General features: G+C 33.2%; 14 protein-coding genes and 3 pseudogenes. 8 read left to right on the forward strand and 9 right to left on the reverse strand.

Features of this window, described 5'->3' with window-relative positions; translation table 11 throughout:
* Positions 1-111: 111 nt before the first annotated feature.
* Positions 112-450, reverse strand: coding sequence for an outer membrane protein assembly factor BamE (locus HUB95_RS02715; protein ID WP_006279908.1), 339 nt, complete (start codon positions 448-450; stop codon positions 112-114).
* A gap of 131 nt (positions 451-581) precedes the next feature.
* Here HUB95_RS02715 and HUB95_RS02720 point away from each other — a divergent pair, with 131 nt between their 5' ends.
* From HUB95_RS02720 to tsaB, 3 genes are all read left to right on the forward strand, one after another.
* A complete protein-coding gene (locus HUB95_RS02720) occupies positions 582-1,571 on the forward strand; it encodes a ribonucleotide-diphosphate reductase subunit beta (protein ID WP_006280119.1) in 990 nt (329 codons plus the stop codon).
* Between the two features lie 138 nt (positions 1,572-1,709).
* The gene (locus HUB95_RS02725) at positions 1,710-2,840 is read left to right on the forward strand and encodes a cation:dicarboxylate symporter family transporter (RefSeq protein ID WP_015588889.1); all 1,131 of its coding nucleotides are present in this window, start codon (positions 1,710-1,712) and stop codon (positions 2,838-2,840) included.
* Positions 2,840-3,424, forward strand: a complete 585-nt coding sequence (gene tsaB, locus HUB95_RS02730) for a tRNA (adenosine(37)-N6)-threonylcarbamoyltransferase complex dimerization subunit type 1 TsaB (RefSeq protein ID WP_015588890.1) — start codon at positions 2,840-2,842, stop codon at positions 3,422-3,424. The genes HUB95_RS02725 and tsaB overlap by 1 nt, the downstream gene beginning before the upstream one ends.
* Here tsaB and HUB95_RS02735 read toward each other — a convergent pair.
* On the reverse strand, positions 3,419-4,042 hold the full coding sequence (locus tag HUB95_RS02735) for an ATP-binding protein (protein ID WP_015588891.1): 624 nt from the start codon (positions 4,040-4,042) through the stop codon (positions 3,419-3,421). The two genes, tsaB and HUB95_RS02735, sit on opposite strands and share 6 nt — an antisense overlap.
* A 280-nt stretch (positions 4,043-4,322) precedes the next feature.
* On the opposite strand from HUB95_RS02735, the pseudogene HUB95_RS02740 reads away from it, so the two are divergent.
* The 3 genes and pseudogenes from HUB95_RS02740 to HUB95_RS02755 all read left to right on the forward strand — a co-directional run bounded on the left by HUB95_RS02740 (position 4,323) and on the right by HUB95_RS02755 (position 7,591).
* Positions 4,323-5,032: pseudogene (locus HUB95_RS02740) on the forward strand (class II aldolase/adducin family protein).
* 72 nt (positions 5,033-5,104) lie between these two features.
* Positions 5,105-6,086 (forward strand): annotated as a pseudogene (locus HUB95_RS06595) (IS3 family transposase).
* Between the two features lie 173 nt (positions 6,087-6,259).
* Positions 6,260-7,591, forward strand: a complete 1,332-nt coding sequence (locus HUB95_RS02755) for a DNA recombination protein RmuC (RefSeq protein WP_209452505.1) — start codon at positions 6,260-6,262, stop codon at positions 7,589-7,591.
* Positions 7,592-7,627: 36 nt separating this feature from the next.
* On the opposite strand, the gene HUB95_RS02760 is transcribed toward HUB95_RS02755, so the two are convergent.
* The 6 genes and pseudogenes from HUB95_RS02760 to HUB95_RS02785 all read right to left on the reverse strand — a co-directional run.
* Positions 7,628-8,956, reverse strand: coding sequence for an IS4-like element ISWosp9 family transposase (locus tag HUB95_RS02760; RefSeq protein WP_197907300.1), 1,329 nt, complete (start codon positions 8,954-8,956; stop codon positions 7,628-7,630).
* 148 nt (positions 8,957-9,104) lie between these two features.
* Positions 9,105-9,347, reverse strand: a complete 243-nt coding sequence (locus HUB95_RS02765) for a hypothetical protein (RefSeq protein ID WP_244662799.1) — start codon at positions 9,345-9,347, stop codon at positions 9,105-9,107.
* A 114-nt stretch (positions 9,348-9,461) separates the two neighbouring features.
* Positions 9,462-9,632: an ankyrin repeat domain-containing protein gene (locus HUB95_RS02770; protein WP_209452506.1), complete on the reverse strand. Its 171-nt coding sequence runs from the start codon at positions 9,630-9,632 to the stop codon at positions 9,462-9,464.
* A complete protein-coding gene (locus HUB95_RS02775) occupies positions 9,629-10,270 on the reverse strand; it encodes an ankyrin repeat domain-containing protein (protein ID WP_209452507.1) in 642 nt (213 codons plus the stop codon). The genes HUB95_RS02770 and HUB95_RS02775 overlap by 4 nt, the downstream gene beginning before the upstream one ends.
* Before the next feature lie 189 nt (positions 10,271-10,459).
* Positions 10,460-10,933, reverse strand: coding sequence for a hypothetical protein (locus HUB95_RS02780; protein ID WP_015588896.1), 474 nt, complete (start codon positions 10,931-10,933; stop codon positions 10,460-10,462).
* Positions 10,934-11,053: 120 nt separating this feature from the next.
* A pseudogene (locus HUB95_RS02785) lies at positions 11,054-11,209 on the reverse strand (patatin-like phospholipase family protein); the annotation flags it as partial.
* Between the two features lie 240 nt (positions 11,210-11,449).
* On the opposite strand from HUB95_RS02785, the gene HUB95_RS02790 reads away from it, so the two are divergent.
* Both HUB95_RS02790 and HUB95_RS02795 read left to right on the forward strand, forming a co-directional pair.
* Entirely contained in the window at positions 11,450-12,364 is a 915-nt protein-coding gene (locus HUB95_RS02790; protein WP_209452508.1) for a DMT family transporter, read from the forward strand.
* Positions 12,365-12,428: 64 nt separating this feature from the next.
* Positions 12,429-13,742, forward strand: a complete 1,314-nt coding sequence (locus HUB95_RS02795) for a UDP-glucose dehydrogenase family protein (RefSeq protein ID WP_209452509.1) — start codon at positions 12,429-12,431, stop codon at positions 13,740-13,742.
* A 2-nt stretch (positions 13,743-13,744) separates the two neighbouring features.
* Here the strand turns inward: HUB95_RS02795 and HUB95_RS02800 are convergent, their stop codons facing one another.
* On the reverse strand, positions 13,745-14,947 hold the full coding sequence (locus tag HUB95_RS02800) for an MFS transporter (protein ID WP_244662800.1): 1,203 nt from the start codon (positions 14,945-14,947) through the stop codon (positions 13,745-13,747).
* Positions 14,948-15,043 lie beyond the last annotated feature (96 nt).

Here is a 15,043-nt window from a genome sequence, read left to right on the forward strand (position 1 = left end):
ATACAAGTGTCATGCTACTTGGGTAACATCCTTCCTAGTGGACTAAAATCACAATATTCGTACAGTTATGGAATGAACCGCGGTATGACGTAGGAAGATCTGAGCAAACTTTCAATCAGAAACAGCCAAAGATCTCTCTAAGATGTCAGTTTCTTTTGTATCTTCAACTTTACCGTCCTGGTCGAATGAAATTTGCAGAGACTTACTACTATACTTCCTTTTTCCTAAAAAATTGGCTTGTTTAATTTTATATGAGACATAGTACCAAACATTGTCATCGAACTTTGATACCAATGTTGGTGATCCTAAAGTGTGAACCACTTTTTCTTTATCGTCACCTACTTTTATCTTGCTCCACAATTCAACACTAATGCCAGGAGCTCCGTGATTGTGAATAGTGTGAGTGCAGCTCACTGTAAATAATAAAATAAAAGATATTAATACTCGCATTTCTGTTGATAAATTACTTGAAGCTATAATACACTAATAAATTATCTGCCGTCAAATTTCAAAAAAGTTAAATTGACTGATTCTCAATATCACTTAATATAATATTTACTTTAGAAAATAATAGGTGTCTTATGTCATTGTTAGAAGCAGATCCAATATACAAACCTTTTAATTACCCTTGGGCGTATGATGCGTGGCTGCAGCAACAAAGAATCCATTGGATACCTGAAGAAGTTCCGCTCGCTGATGACGTGAAGGATTGGAAAACTAAACTTTCAAGTGTAGAAAAAAATCTACTAACCCAGATCTTTAGATTTTTTACTCAGGCAGACATTGAAGTAAATAACTGCTACATGAGGCATTATTCAAATATATTTAAGCCAACAGAAATATGCATGATGCTTGCAAGCTTTTCCAATATGGAAACCATACACATTGCAGCTTATTCTTATCTTTTAGACACAATTGGCATGCCAGAAAGTGAGTATCAAGCATTTTTAAAGTATGATGCTATGAGAAAGAAATATGAATATATGTTGGAATTCGAGGAAAGCAAAAAACACGATAAAAAACATGTAGCTAAAACTCTAGCAGTGTTTGGTGCATTCACTGAAGGGTTGCAGTTATTTGCATCATTTGCAATTTTGCTCAATTTCCAACGTTTTGGAAAAATGAAAGGAATGGGGCAGATAATCGCCTGGTCAGCCCGTGATGAAACTTTGCACACCAATTCAATTATCATGTTATTTAATACATTTATTAAAGAGAATAATGAAATTTGGGACAACGAGTTTAAAGAGGAATTATATTCTGCATGTCGCACCATCGTTGAACTTGAGGACGAATTCATAAAGCTTGCCTTTGATTTAGGAGATGTTGAAGGACTATCCGCAGAAGAAGTGCGCAATTACATACGCTACGTAGCAAACAGACGGTTAATGCAATTAGGTCTTGAGTCCATATATGATGTCAATGATAATCCTATTCCGTGGCTTGATGAAATACTAAATGGCGTGGAACATACGAATTTCTTTGAAAATAGAGTAACAGAGTATAGCCGTGCAGCAACTCAAGGCACATGGGAGGAGGCTTTTACTGAAAACGACACGAATAATAAGTGAGTGCTAATTTCACTCTTCTTTGTCATTCCAGTGTCAGCTACTTTCATTACACCATTTGCTGTGCAGTTTAGGCAGTTTTGCTTTACTTAACAACTAACTTACCATATATATGTCCATAGAACATTGGTATATAAGAACGTGCTACAACTACTAATCTTACTCACGGTCATCACTTCAGCTGCATTCTTTGGTCATTTAGTTCCAATGGAAATAAAAACCTTCTTGTACTCAGTGAGCCTTAGTATAAAAGAGGTTTTGCTATTTATAATGCCTTTTGTTATTTTTGCGTTAATCTTTAGCAGTGTTAACAATCTTAAGCAGTCAGCTATAAAGTTTATATTATTACTTATTATAATGATCTTCTTATCGAATCTGGCTTCAAGTTTAATAGCTTATTCTGTTGGGCATTTTATCATACAAAACACTTATTCAATACAAGATATAACGTATGAAGAAACAATTGTTCCTTTATGGTCGTTTAGGCTGCCGCTACTCCTTTCTAATTTTTATGCCCTTGCTTGTGGATTTGTATCCAGCATAGTAGTGTCCACATTGCTACCCAAGAAAAGCAAAGAGCTTTCGAACAAAATGTTAGATTTAACTCTCTTTATTTTGAAAACGTTTTTGACGCCGATTATTCCAATATTTGTACTTGGGCTTGCTTTAAAAATGCAGCATGATCAAGTTTTATCTATAATATTTAAGGATTACTCAATAATTTTCATTATTATAGCATCTGCAACCTACCTTTATGTTTTCCTCTTATATGGAGCAGCAAATTCATTCAAGGTTACAAGCTGGATAGCTAGTATAGGCAATATGATACCGGCATTTATTACTGCAATGAGCACAATGTCTAGTAATGCAACTATGCCGCTTACTCTTGAAGGAAGCAAAAAAAATGTAAAGCAACCTGACATAGCATCGTCTGTTGTACCAATAACTGCTAGCTTTCATTTAGTAGGTGATTGCTTTTTTATTATAATATTATCAATGATAATTGCCTCCGGTTATTCATTATTCACAATAGATTATGTAACTTTTCTTCTCTATTTTTTGTTATTTAAGTTTGCTATCGTGGCAGTGCCGGCAGGAGGAATTATGGTAATGCTACCTATTCTTGAGAAACATCTCAAATTCTCTCCAGAAATGCTTTCGTTAATTACAGCATTGTATATAGTGTTTGATCCAATAATCACTTCAGCAAATGTTATGGGTAATGGTGCCTTTACTATGATGTTTGCAAAACTCTATGATAAGCTTAAGTAATGTCTATTTTAGCGATTGATACTGTAGGTATTGGTAGTTCAATAGCAATAGTTGATTATGATGGTAATTGTTTTGTAGAGCGCAATTCCGCCAGCAATAGTCATGCAGAATCATTTTTTAAAACTTTAAATACTTTATTTAATAAGCACAATTATAACTACGATAAAATAGACCATTTAGCGGTAGTAGTTGGACCAGGAAGTTTCACTGGAATTAGAGTTGGTATATCAGCAGCACAAGGTATAAATCTTGCTACAAATAAGCCGTTATATGGAGTTAGTGCGCTGGAAGTTCAAGCCTATGCAATATCTTTGCTTTGTAAAAATAGCAAAAAAAATATCAGAGCTATAATCAAAAATGCTCAAGGGTTTTATACGCAGTTATTTGATTTCAATTTATTGCCGCTGTCTGGTCCAACTGCAGCATGTGACCCTGGTCACGCTACAAGCAGTACACATATGGATTGCAATTTAAATGCTAGCCATGCAGGACTATTAGTTCATTATAGACTGAAGAACAAGCAAAAATTAAACGAAGTTGAAGCTTTATATTTAAATGAGCCTCAGTATATGAAATTGCTATAGATTATTCTTTTGCATACACGCAATTTGGCTAAGCTTGTGCATCTGGTTTACTATTTCTTGAGCTACTTCTTTTATACTCATATTTGAATTTTCTATCTCTATGGCACTTGGTGGTATAAATGAATCGTTAGTCCTCAATTTCTCTATAACGTTATTTACATTAATCACCCTCCTATTTTTTCTTTGCCTTTTTAATGCAATACGCTTTTGTAATGTCAGTAGATCGCACCTGAGTACTACAGGAAGGATTTCTGTGCCCATTTTTTTACTAAGCCTTACTATTGAATCATACATCCTCATGTTCTGGTCATTATTTTCCATCAACTCATCAATAAATATGTAATTTTTTGAGTGAATCGGATAATTTTCTATTACCTGAAGCATAATTTGCATAATGCCATATATTCTATCTTGAACTTCTTTAGGTATTGGATCACGTTCAAAGACACCATCGTATATAGAGCAAGCTTGAACATTGTTATAGAACTTGCTATTTACAATTAATGCGTCTATCATATTAGATAATTCTATTGCTGTGGAAAGTTTACCACTTCCCGAAAGACCAGAGAGATATATGAAAAATCCTGCTGGCTGTTTTTTTGTGTTAATATTTACCATATTATTTTCAATCTTGAAACTTACATTTATAATAACATAAAAATGAAGCTTTAAAACATATGAAATATTATATAGAAAATTATTTTTGTAGTTAAGATATTGTGTAATTTAAAAACATAAATTCTGTATATAAACTCTATAATAACGATAACTATTTTTAAGCAAGCTACAACACAAAAGTGTTTGGTATTCAGAAAGCAAGACAGAGTGGCATAGACTTATTAGTTTACTACAAGTCTCTTTTCGCGTATAAACCTTCAGAAGATTCTAACAGAGGATTGTGTTGTTAACAAAGAGCAGAGTAAAAAGGGATCTAGTCTATGCCTATCAGATTTTGTCCTACCTTAAGTTCGATGATCATACATATACTCACCTTTCAGTGCGTTCTGAAGATCAAAAGTCGTTTTATATTTATCCGTTTGGTATGCGTTTTGATGAAGTAGATGAACGTTCGTTAATGAAAGTATCATTTGATGGAGATGTAGTTGAAGGCAAAGAATATCAATATAATAGAACTGGCTATATAATTCATGGTTTTGTTTATCAAGCAAGGAAAGATATTCAAGCAATTTTTCACTTGCATACACCTTCTATTGTAGCGGTTTCTTCTCTCAAAGATGGGCTGCTTCCTATAAGTCAATGGGCACTGCACTTTTACAATAAAATCTCTTACCATAATTATAATTCCCTAGCACTTAGCGATACAGAAGGAAAGAGGTTAATAGCTGATCTGAAAGAAAATTTTGTCATGTTAATGCGTAATCATGGATCTATAACGTGTGGTCGGAGTATACAAGAAGCAATGTTTTACACGTATCATTTAGAACAAGCGTGCAAAACTCAATGTTTAACGTTAGCAATGAATAAGGAGTTATCAATTCCAAGTGAAGAAATTTGCTCAAAAGCTGTAAAGGACTCCTATCTTTTGAAAGCAATCTTGGTGAGAGGGATTGGCACGCATGGGTTAGACTAATTAAAAGTAAGTTGTAAGTGACCTTACCCAGAAAAAGTAGAGAGAAAGTTAAGACGTTTTTGGAGTAAAATAAAACGTTTTTTCAAAATATGACAAATAGAAGAGAATATACAGCAGAATTCAAATTAGAAGCTGTTAAGCTGGTTAAAGAAACAGGTCAAGCAAGTACAAAAATAGCAAAAGATCTAGGTATAGATGGCAGTATGTTAAGTAAGAAAATATGATGGAAAAATGTCTGGAGCATACGCATTTCCAGGCAAAGGCTCCTTATGACAAAGAAAGATTTGATCTAAAAAAAGAGCTAATAAGAGAAAGAGACATCTTAAAAAAAGCCCTGGGCAAAGAAAAAGAGTAAAGTATTCTTTTATATAGAAATTGCTATAAAACACAGGAACTATGTAGGGTTTTGTACTGGTGGTATTGGTTGCTAAGGAAAAAAGCAGTAAAGAATTAGCAAAAGAAGGGCTTCTAGCAGATATTCAAAAAATACATCAAGCATTCTAAATGCAGATATGGAGCCCCTAAAATTCACGCTGAATTAAAAGCTTTAGGCAAAAATTAAAACAGTACAAAGTGTTATGCAAGAAAATGGCATTAAAACCAAGCTTAGACGAAGGTTCAAAAATAAAAAACAGCAAATAAGCAACCGAGTTGTGGCTCCGAACACATTGGATCAAAATTTTACTACTGATCAGCCAAATAAAGTTTGGGATTACCTACATAAAAACTAAAGAAGGTTGTTGGCGGCAATAATTGACCTATATTCACGCATGGTGGTTAATGAGTAACATGATAATTAGTTATAGATTCTTTATTGATGGCCGTTGATAAACGCAAACCCGATAAAAATCTGCTGTTACATAGCGATCAAGGGTCACAGTATACCTCTCAAAATTACCAATTTCTATTGAATACAAAAAACATCATTTCCAGCATGAGCCATAAGGGCTGTTGTTACGATAACTCTGTTGCAGAAAAGTTCACTTAAAAGGGAGCTGCTTATTGATACTTCTCGCTCAACAAACCAGAACTGCCATATTTGAATACATAGAAATCTTTTGTAACAAATAACGTAGACATTCTACTATTAACTATTGCATTCCTGCACAATTTATTCTCATGATAAAAACGTCTTAACTTTCTCTCTACTTTTTCTGGGTAAGGTCACCTCTTTAGGTGCTCCTTTTTTCTTTCTTATACACACAAAAATCATATAGAATTGTAAATACAGCTTTTTTATTCTGATGCTTTTCAATTCTATAGCTCTGGTTGTCTCTCTATTACTATTTTTCTACATTATCGTAAAAAAACTGAGCGAAAAGAAAGCAAACCTTGAGGGTAATTTATGTAAATTAGAGCAAGAACTTCAAGAAACAAAGCAAACTTTGCTTACGAAGAATGAAGAAATAGTTGATTTAAGGGTCAAAAGAGCAGAACTTGAAGTAACTCTGCAAAAAGAACGTGAGGAAAAGAAAAAGGAAATAGAATTACTAACAAAAGCAGAGGAGAGATTAACAAACACTTTTAAAGCGCTCTCTCTTGATGCTTTGCAAACAAATAACAATAATTTTCTGAACTTAGCAAAGGAAGTAATCGATAGTAAATTAAAAGAAACGGAAAGCGATTTCAAAAAAAGACAAGCAACGATCAACGAAGTTGTAACTCCAATAAAAGAAAAATTAGAAAAATTCGATAATGAAATACGTGAGCTAGAAAAGGAGAGGGTAGGGGCCTATGAAGGTTTAAAGGAGCAAATTGGAGCGCTGATGAACCAAACTTCCAACCTTGCTAATGCCCTGAGGAAACCTCACATTAGGGGCAAATGGGGTGAAATGCAACTCAAAAGAGTGGTAGAAATGGCAGGAATGATTGAGTATTGCGATTTTTTTACTCAGCCGTCAGTGATTGATAAAAACGAGGATGATTTATTTCGTCCTGATTTAATAATCAAAATGCCATCTGGAAAGCAAATAATAATAGATGCTAAAGTGCCGCTTGATTCTTACATGGATGCTATATCACAAAATGATTTGCAAATACAAAAGGAGAAATTAAAGAACCATTCCCTGGCAATAAAAAAACACATAAATGACTTGGGTAAAAAAGAGTATTGGAATCAATTTGAAAATACGCCAGAACTTGTGGTGCTTTTCTTAACAGGGGAGGGGGTTTTTAGCGCAGCACTGGAATATGAGCCTGCTTTGATAGAGATTGGAGTGGAAAAAAAAGTGATCATTGCAACACCGATCACTCTAATTGCGTTGCTGAGAGCAATAGCGTATGGATGGAAGCAAGAGATGATAGCTGAAAACGCAAAGAAAATCAGTGAACTAGGTCATATTTTATATGAGCGCATTTGCACAATGGGTGAAAACTTTGATAATTTGCGCAGGAGCTTAAAAAGTGCTGTTGATCATTATAATAAAACTGCTGGCTCTCTTGAAGCAAGGGTGTTTCCTGCTGCTCGAGAATTCAATAAGCTTGGTATACATGCAAAAAATAAAAGTTTAAGTGCTGCAAAGGAATTAGAGTCTTTACCACGCAGTTTACATACTGAGGGGCTAAAAGTAGATTAGGCATCTTAACAGGGAATGTTCAAAAAACCATACGCGTCAAGTTAAGGAATGTAGAGAGCTTAAAGTAGATACCCTGGTCTTCCTATATCTGTCTTTCAAAGAAAACTTTGACCAGATTATAGTAAGCTTTTTTAGAAAAATTTTTAAATTATTGACAATATTGTTTAATATCAAAAAGAGCTCTCTAACCCGCCTTTTCAATTCAATAAATGCCTTTGTTAAACTGAGCTCCGTGTTCTTTTTTAGTTTTACACAGCCAATCATTCCGTGAAATACGAGAATAGCACATAATTTTGCGTATAGCTCGCACAATACTCTAAATGGATTTGTCTTTCCTTTTAGTTTATCAAGATTGATATGACTTTTATATAGTTTAAATAGTAATTCGATTTGCCATCTTACTCTATAAACCGTCAATATTTGTTCAGCATTAATTTTACTCTCTGGAACATTAGTTATAAATATTGACCAATCTAATAACTTTTGATTCTTTTGAGAAGATGTATATCCATGTGACTTTGCTAATTTATTAGCCTTTCTTCTTCTAGCCATAGACTGTTCTTCAGTTAGCTTTTGACATATAATTCTTACCTTAATTTTTACTTCCTTTCCTAATAATACTTCTTTTTCTGAAGATAATTGACCTTCCAAATACTCCAATAGCTCTATTTTTTGATTTGTTTCTATATCATATATATTGGTATCAGACTTATAACGACTAACAAAATATGCACCTGCTTCATCAATCTGTTTAAAAGAACTAGGCACAAAGTAGCCCAAGTCAAATATTAGCAAATCATTGGCTGATAAACCGTTCAGATAATCCCTATAACCTTGATCCGACCTTATTCCTTCCATAAAATTTAACTTATCTAGCGCTTGATTCAGGTAATCAAAGACTAACTGTAGCTTTATTCCTGATTTGGTATTATTCTCACAATCTCTATAGCTACTGCCATATCCTTTGTACATATCTTCTATGCTACTGGGCAGGCTAATGTAGCTGCTATCCAATAATTTAACGCTTCCAAATTGCTGTAAAATTTTGCAATCAATCTGTAGACTTTTTTTAAATAAACACAAAGCTTCGTTATACATTTTTTTCATGAACTCAACTGCTTCTTCACTAAACCTAAAATCTAAACCCTGTTTTGTAATTTCTATCGAGTCTTCATTTAGCAATTGGCACATTGTTTCTATGCTGCAATCATCAACTCCTATGTTACCAAAAACCATAGCTTTTATGAATGATGAGCCATTAAGTTTTCTCTTTCTTTTTATAAAACCTACTGCAATTGATATTTCGTCTGCTTTTTCATTAAAGAATTCATTGAGGTCTTTTGATAAGCAAGCTATTCTGTCCATTGTAAGTTCTCTCATTCATATATCCAAGAGAATTTATACCTTATTATTTTCCTTCACTCTATCAACTTTACTTACACTTTTCCTTAACTTGACGCGTATGGTTTATTTAACACTCCCGGAAGCCAACAACAATGGGAAACTTTCGGAGCTACCGCCCTCTTCCCTTATATTTGCCTTGAGTTGAAGCCTGAGCTTTTACAAATAGCTCCCAATATCCCTTCTCATCGCCTTCTTCCTGTATCAATCGTGCTAACCGCTGCATCAATTCATTATTGAGGATAGCCATCTTTGTCCATTTACCTATCGGTTTTGCAACACCAATTATTTTTAGATTTTCTTTATAAACTTGAAGGTTATGTTCAATTTTCTCTTCACGCTCTTTTAGTGACATCTTTCTGATAAGACTTTTATACGCTCGTTTCCTAAAAAAGGAAAATATTTTAATAGCAATGATTAGTATTATGCCACATATAGAAATCTGCTCGTAGGACATTGTTGCACTCCGCTATTTTAAGGTTATTCCGTAAAGCAGAAATAATTCTGTAATTTCTTCGTTTTCATCCGCTACAGCGTTCTCTAGTGCTGTGTAACCTTCTTTAGAGTTATAAAAACATTTCAGATGAACATTTGCTTTTTTACTCAGCAATAATTCCACAATTTCTTTATTGCCATTCATAACAGCCAGATGCAGCGGTTACAACCACTTTTCCCAATTGCGTTAACATCTGCCCAGCTTCGCAATAAAAGCTCTACATACTCTTTCTTATTTAATGAAACTGCAAGGTGCAAAGGAGTACTTTCTTCTGCATTTTTAGTTTCGAGAAAGGCGCCTCCCTTTATCAGTAACCCCAACATTACCCCATCAGCACATTTTACAGCTATATGAAGAGGTGACTCACCTAGACCATTTAGGCGATTAATGTCTGCACCATATCGTAATAGCCTTTGCATAGCATACAATTGCTTATACTTTATTGAAAAATGTAAAGGAGTATTACCGTAAATATTATAGGCGTTAATATTTTCAGTCCTTGCTGCAACAGTTTGTACTATTTCGATAAAGCCAAATATGGAAGCAACGTGTAGTACTGTATTGCCTTCTCTATCTGCAGCATCAACGTTAGCACCATGTTTGACAAGGAATCGAATGATATTATAAAAGTTCTTTTCTGCAGCAAAATGTAAAAAACTAACACCCAATCTACTATTTATGATCCATTTGAAAACTGCACTAACTAATAAAGAAAAAATACTAGGATGTCTGAAGTGATAAATTTCCTTTGCAGCCTTTTGTAAAATCTTTTCTACTGTCATAGCAACCCCACAAAAAGTGTGTTTGTATTAGAGTATGCAGCGAGAAACGTTTTTAAATTATTAACTCGCATACCCGTTTAGTTAGTATTTTGCAAAGAAGCCACTAGCTTTACTACTACTTTTATATTGAATAAATAATATTTAAATAGAAATAGAAAAGTATTTAAGGTAGTATATTAATGTAGAAATCTATTCCTTAGAAATTTGCTCTGAATTTTCTTTACTTACTGGTTTTATAGACACATCTTGAATTTCTTCTTCTGGCTTAGCTAGTAGAGTTGACTCTTCTTTAGATTCTGCTGCTAATTTACGTTGTTTAATAAATTTCTTTAGTGTCTTGACTGCGATAAAGTTAATACTGAAAACACATGCAGAAGTTATGGCTAAGGCTGGAAGAGGAGCTAAACTGAATGTTGGTAAAATTGCCACAATTGTAGCAGATGTTAGTAAAAATGCTAACTTCTTGCTCCCGATTATCTTGTTTTTCTTAGCTTTTATGGGGTTTAGGCTCTTCAGCTTCCCTTTTAGCTTTTTGAAGCCTTTTTTGAACACGTTGCCCTTTTTCAGCTCTTTCTCTACGGGTTTTGCTTTCTTTGTTTTTAAGCTTTTTATTTTTTCTTTTATTCCTTTTTTATCTTTTTTTACTTTAGAGGTCTTCTCCATCAACTTTAGAGGTTGCTCATGTAGCGGTTTTGGCTTATCGTTTGAAATTTTAGCTTCTTGCCCCTTAGTATGCTTTTTGGGCGAAACTATGTTTTTTAAACCTTTCTTTGCTTTATTTCTTTAGTTTGCTTGGCATTTCAAAAATTTATCTATTAATTCCTGGTTGTCCTCTATCATTGCATTTGCCTCCTGCTGCAGACATTTAATATTTTTAGGTGTTACATTATCCATCTCAGCTGATGCTACTTTTAGTTGTGATTGAATGTCTATCATTCTTATCTTATATTACAAAAAAATCAGTCAGTAACTCCCTGCTCAGATAATCTCTATTCTAAATCTATTAAAATTACGCAATTAAAGACATATCTTGTATAATACTTCTAATGCTACTTTTAGCAAAAATTTGTGAATATGGTTAGAACAGTAAGTAGAAGAGAGCCTGTATGCTATCAACCTTTTTTGCAGCGAAGTTATATGAGCACATCATGGAAGTTTGTATATTAAATTAGGAGTTTTGTGGATTACAGACTAAGAGCTTATTTACTTGGAGTTATCTGGTTTATACTTAGTTTATTTAGTAGTGTAGCTAATGATACTATATCAAAATATCTAAGTTTACATCTCCAAAGTTTTGAAGTAATCTTTTTCCGCTTTTTATTTAGCACTATTACCCTTGTACCTTTTATGCTTTACTATGGAAGAGAAGCTTTTAAAACAAGTCAAATATCTATTCAGATAACTAGAGTAGTATTGTTATTTGTTGGAATAACCTTGTGGACCTATGGGTTAGCTATTTTTCCCATAGTAACTGCAACAATTATAAGTTTTTCTATACCATTATTTGTTATACTTCTTGCAATCCCTTTACTAAATGAAAATATAATTTGGCAAAGATGGTCAGTAACTGTTATTGGCTTTGTTGGTATTGCTATTACTACCAAAGCTTATAGTGAAGACTTTAATCCTAAAATTTTTATTTTTATTGTATCTACATTAATCTTTGCTATATTAGACATACTTAATAAGAAACTCGCAATAAAAGAGTCAGTAATAAGTATGTTATTTTATTCAGCTCTAACAACAACTATTTTTTCCACTGTGCCTTTGCTGTTTTATTGGCATTTGCCTTCCTTGTTAGAATTAGTATTACTACTGATTTTGGGAATTAATTCAAATCTAATTCTGTTCTTCATATTAAAAGCTTTTACTCTTGCAGATGCTACTGCACTTGCACCATATAGATACATAGAGCTAATAATTTCTGCAATAGTAACATATGTTATGTTTAATGAGTTGCCTGATAAAAGTGCTTTGTATGGTATTTTAATATTAATACCATCGACTTTGTTTATAGTTTATTCAGAAAGTAAAGTAATTAAGAAAAATAATGTATGCAACGCTAGAGTAAAAATTTATGACTCTAATTGTTAATGATGTTCTTTTTAAATGTTTAAGCAGTTGAGCTACATTAGGATATTTTTAAGGTAATGACAAGATGTATATAACCATTATAGGAATAGGGTATGTAGGTTTAGTATCTTGTGCAATGTTATCAGAGCAGGGTCATAACGTTGATTGCATTGACATAAATACTAAGAAGATTGAATTATTGAAATTAGGAAAAATTCCTATATATGAGCCTGGATTAGCAGACTATTTAGAGAATAATATAAAGTTACAAAGGATAAGATTCTTCGATTCGTATTCTCAAATAAATCCCAACACAGAAGTAGTGTTTGTAACTGTAGATACTCCATCAGACTCCTTAGGAAATGCGGATTTAAAAAATGTATATAATTCAATAAGTAAAGTTTCTGAGAGAGTTAATCAAGATTGCTTAATAGTTATAAAATCAACTATTCCTCCTGGTACTACAAAAAATATATATAATTATTTATCTAATAAGGGCTACAACTTTGATTTGGGAGTTAATCCAGAGTTTCTCAAGCAAGGCTCTGCAGTATCAGATTTTTTATATCCAGATAGAATAATAATAGGAGTAAAAACTAAGCGAGCTAGAGTAAAACTAGAAGCTATATATAGATCATTTACAGATAGGAATATTCCGTTAATAGTCACTGATACAGTTACAGCTGAAATGATTAAATATGCTTCTAATGCCTTTCTAGCAACAAAAATTGCTTTTATCAATGAAATGGCAGGTTTATGTGAGATGTTAGAAGCAGACATCGACCTTTTAGCTAATGGCATGGGGATGGACCATAGAATAGGTAGGGAATTTCTAAAAGCTGGCCCAGGATTTGGAGGATCCTGTTTTCCTAAAGATTTGTCAGCTTTGATAAGGATTGCTGAAGATCATAATGTCAAGCTACAAATTTTAAATTCAGTTAAGGAATCTAACTATAATCATATAACAAACATCGCTAAAAAGGTAGAATATGCTCTAAATGGAGCTCAAAATAAAAAAATAGCGATATGGGGGCTAACTTTTAAACCTGGTACTGATGATGTAAGAAATAGTCCAGCTATAGATGTCGCAAAATTGTTAGTGAATAACAACGCTAAAATTACTGCATATGACCAAGTGGGAATGAATAATGCTAGGCAAGTTCTAAAGGATATAGAGTACGCGGATAACGCTATAGAAGCTGCAAGGGGCGCAGAAGCCTTGTTATTGTTAACGGAGTGGAGGGAATTTAAAAGTCAAGACTTTGTAATTTTAAAGGATGTTATGGCTACACCTAATATTTTTGACTTTCGTAATTTATTAGATAGTGAACTGTTGCTAAGATATGGTTACAATGTTTACTCTCTGGGCAAAAAATCTAAGTTTACCTGGGAAGTTTAATGTTAAGAAATATTCCCTATGTCAACTTTATGCAGTTGTTTTAGGTTCCTGCTTGATAATACGCAAAAGCAAATGGATATAATAACAGAACAAATAAAGAAGAATGAGAACATCATGTTATTACCAAAACATTCCACAAGTAACCCTAAAACTACACATGAAAATATTGAACTTGCAATATACCCAAATAATCCTGTCAAGCTTACAATTGTACATACATTATTTTGTGGAGCAATGTCTACAGCTATAACACCTGTTAGTACTTGTACTCCAAATATAAAAAATCCTGATAAAGCTGCACCAAGACTCATAAGAACTATGTTTTGACAAAAGTTCATTCCAATAAAAGTGAGTGCTATACCCAGCATGTAAAGTAATGCTAGCAAACTTCTATTTTGAAAGAAATACATATCACTAATTCTTCCTGTGATTAAAGTTCCAAGGATTCCACCCAAATCATAGACACCTGTGATTAGTGAGGATTGTACAAGAGAGATTTGTAATCTATCTTTTAAAATTATAGGAAACCAAAAGAAGATTCCCATTTTTATAATATAAGTACAAAAAGTAGCATAACATAGAAACCATATGGAACTTGTCACCTTAATGCCAATTTTAGGTTTCTGCACCTTATAGATAGTAGGAGTAGTACTTTCTCTGTAATATGCTTTTAATGTTATGTAAATTCCAAAAAGTAAGCATAAGAGGCCAGAATACAAAAATGCACTTTTTACACCATATATTTTGATTATACTTGGTAACACAATTAAAGTAAGGCAAGAACCAAGTTGCTGAGATGCACTCATAACCCCCCACAATGATGCAATTGAAGAGATACTAGAGTTTGTAATCATAAACTTGGTAATAGCTGGCCAACCTACTCCTTGTGCCCAAGCTAATAATATCAATGTTAACAGTAATAAGGTTAGGTTATTGTATGATAAAATTATACCAATGGTTGATATTCCAGTTACAATATTGCATAGCCCAAACATAAATAATGGATTATCTTTGAAGTCCATGATTATCCCGTTAAAGAATTTCGATACTCCGTAAAAAAAAGAAAAGCAGGCAAAAAAATAGCTTAATTTTACATGGTCAGTATCTATTAACAGTGGTAGAGCAATTGGTATACTCTGCCTTGAGAAGTAAAGTAGCACATATCCAAAAAAGAATAGTAAATATTGAAAGGAAACAAAGTTCACACCTATTCCCCAAACAGTTCCATGCAAATACTAGCATAATACTATGTTGGTATAATATTGTTTTACAAGAAGTTTGCAAACCATTAATGTAGAAAA

Source organism: Wolbachia endosymbiont of Ceratosolen solmsi (assembly GCF_017869155.1).
In the GTDB taxonomy this organism is placed as follows: Bacteria; Pseudomonadota; Alphaproteobacteria; order Rickettsiales; family Anaplasmataceae; genus Wolbachia; species Wolbachia pipientis.

What these genes read in the sequence shown, in the direction of transcription:
- HUB95_RS02760 (WP_197907300.1), bottom strand. Translation starts at nt 8,956, where the DNA reads ATGGACAGAATAGCTTGCTTATCAAAAGACCTCAATGAATTCTTTAAT.
- HUB95_RS02770 (WP_209452506.1), bottom strand. Translation starts at nt 9,632, where the DNA reads ATGAATGGCAATAAAGAAATTGTGGAATTATTGCTGAGTAAAAAAGCA.
- HUB95_RS02780 (WP_015588896.1), bottom strand. Translation starts at nt 10,933, where the DNA reads ATGGAGAAGACCTCTAAAGTAAAAAAAGATAAAAAAGGAATAAAAGAA.
- HUB95_RS02735 (WP_015588891.1), bottom strand. Translation starts at nt 4,042, where the DNA reads ATGGTAAATATTAACACAAAAAAACAGCCAGCAGGATTTTTCATATAT.
- HUB95_RS02720 (WP_006280119.1), top strand. Translation starts at nt 582, where the DNA reads ATGTCATTGTTAGAAGCAGATCCAATATACAAACCTTTTAATTACCCT.
- HUB95_RS02765 (WP_244662799.1), bottom strand. Translation starts at nt 9,347, where the DNA reads ATGTCACTAAAAGAGCGTGAAGAGAAAATTGAACATAACCTTCAAGTT.
- HUB95_RS02795 (WP_209452509.1), top strand. Translation starts at nt 12,429, where the DNA reads ATGTATATAACCATTATAGGAATAGGGTATGTAGGTTTAGTATCTTGT.
- tsaB (WP_015588890.1), top strand. Translation starts at nt 2,840, where the DNA reads ATGTCTATTTTAGCGATTGATACTGTAGGTATTGGTAGTTCAATAGCA.
- HUB95_RS02715 (WP_006279908.1), bottom strand. Translation starts at nt 450, where the DNA reads ATGCGAGTATTAATATCTTTTATTTTATTATTTACAGTGAGCTGCACT.
- HUB95_RS02775 (WP_209452507.1), bottom strand. Translation starts at nt 10,270, where the DNA reads ATGACAGTAGAAAAGATTTTACAAAAGGCTGCAAAGGAAATTTATCAC.
- HUB95_RS02755 (WP_209452505.1), top strand. Translation starts at nt 6,260, where the DNA reads ATGCTTTTCAATTCTATAGCTCTGGTTGTCTCTCTATTACTATTTTTC.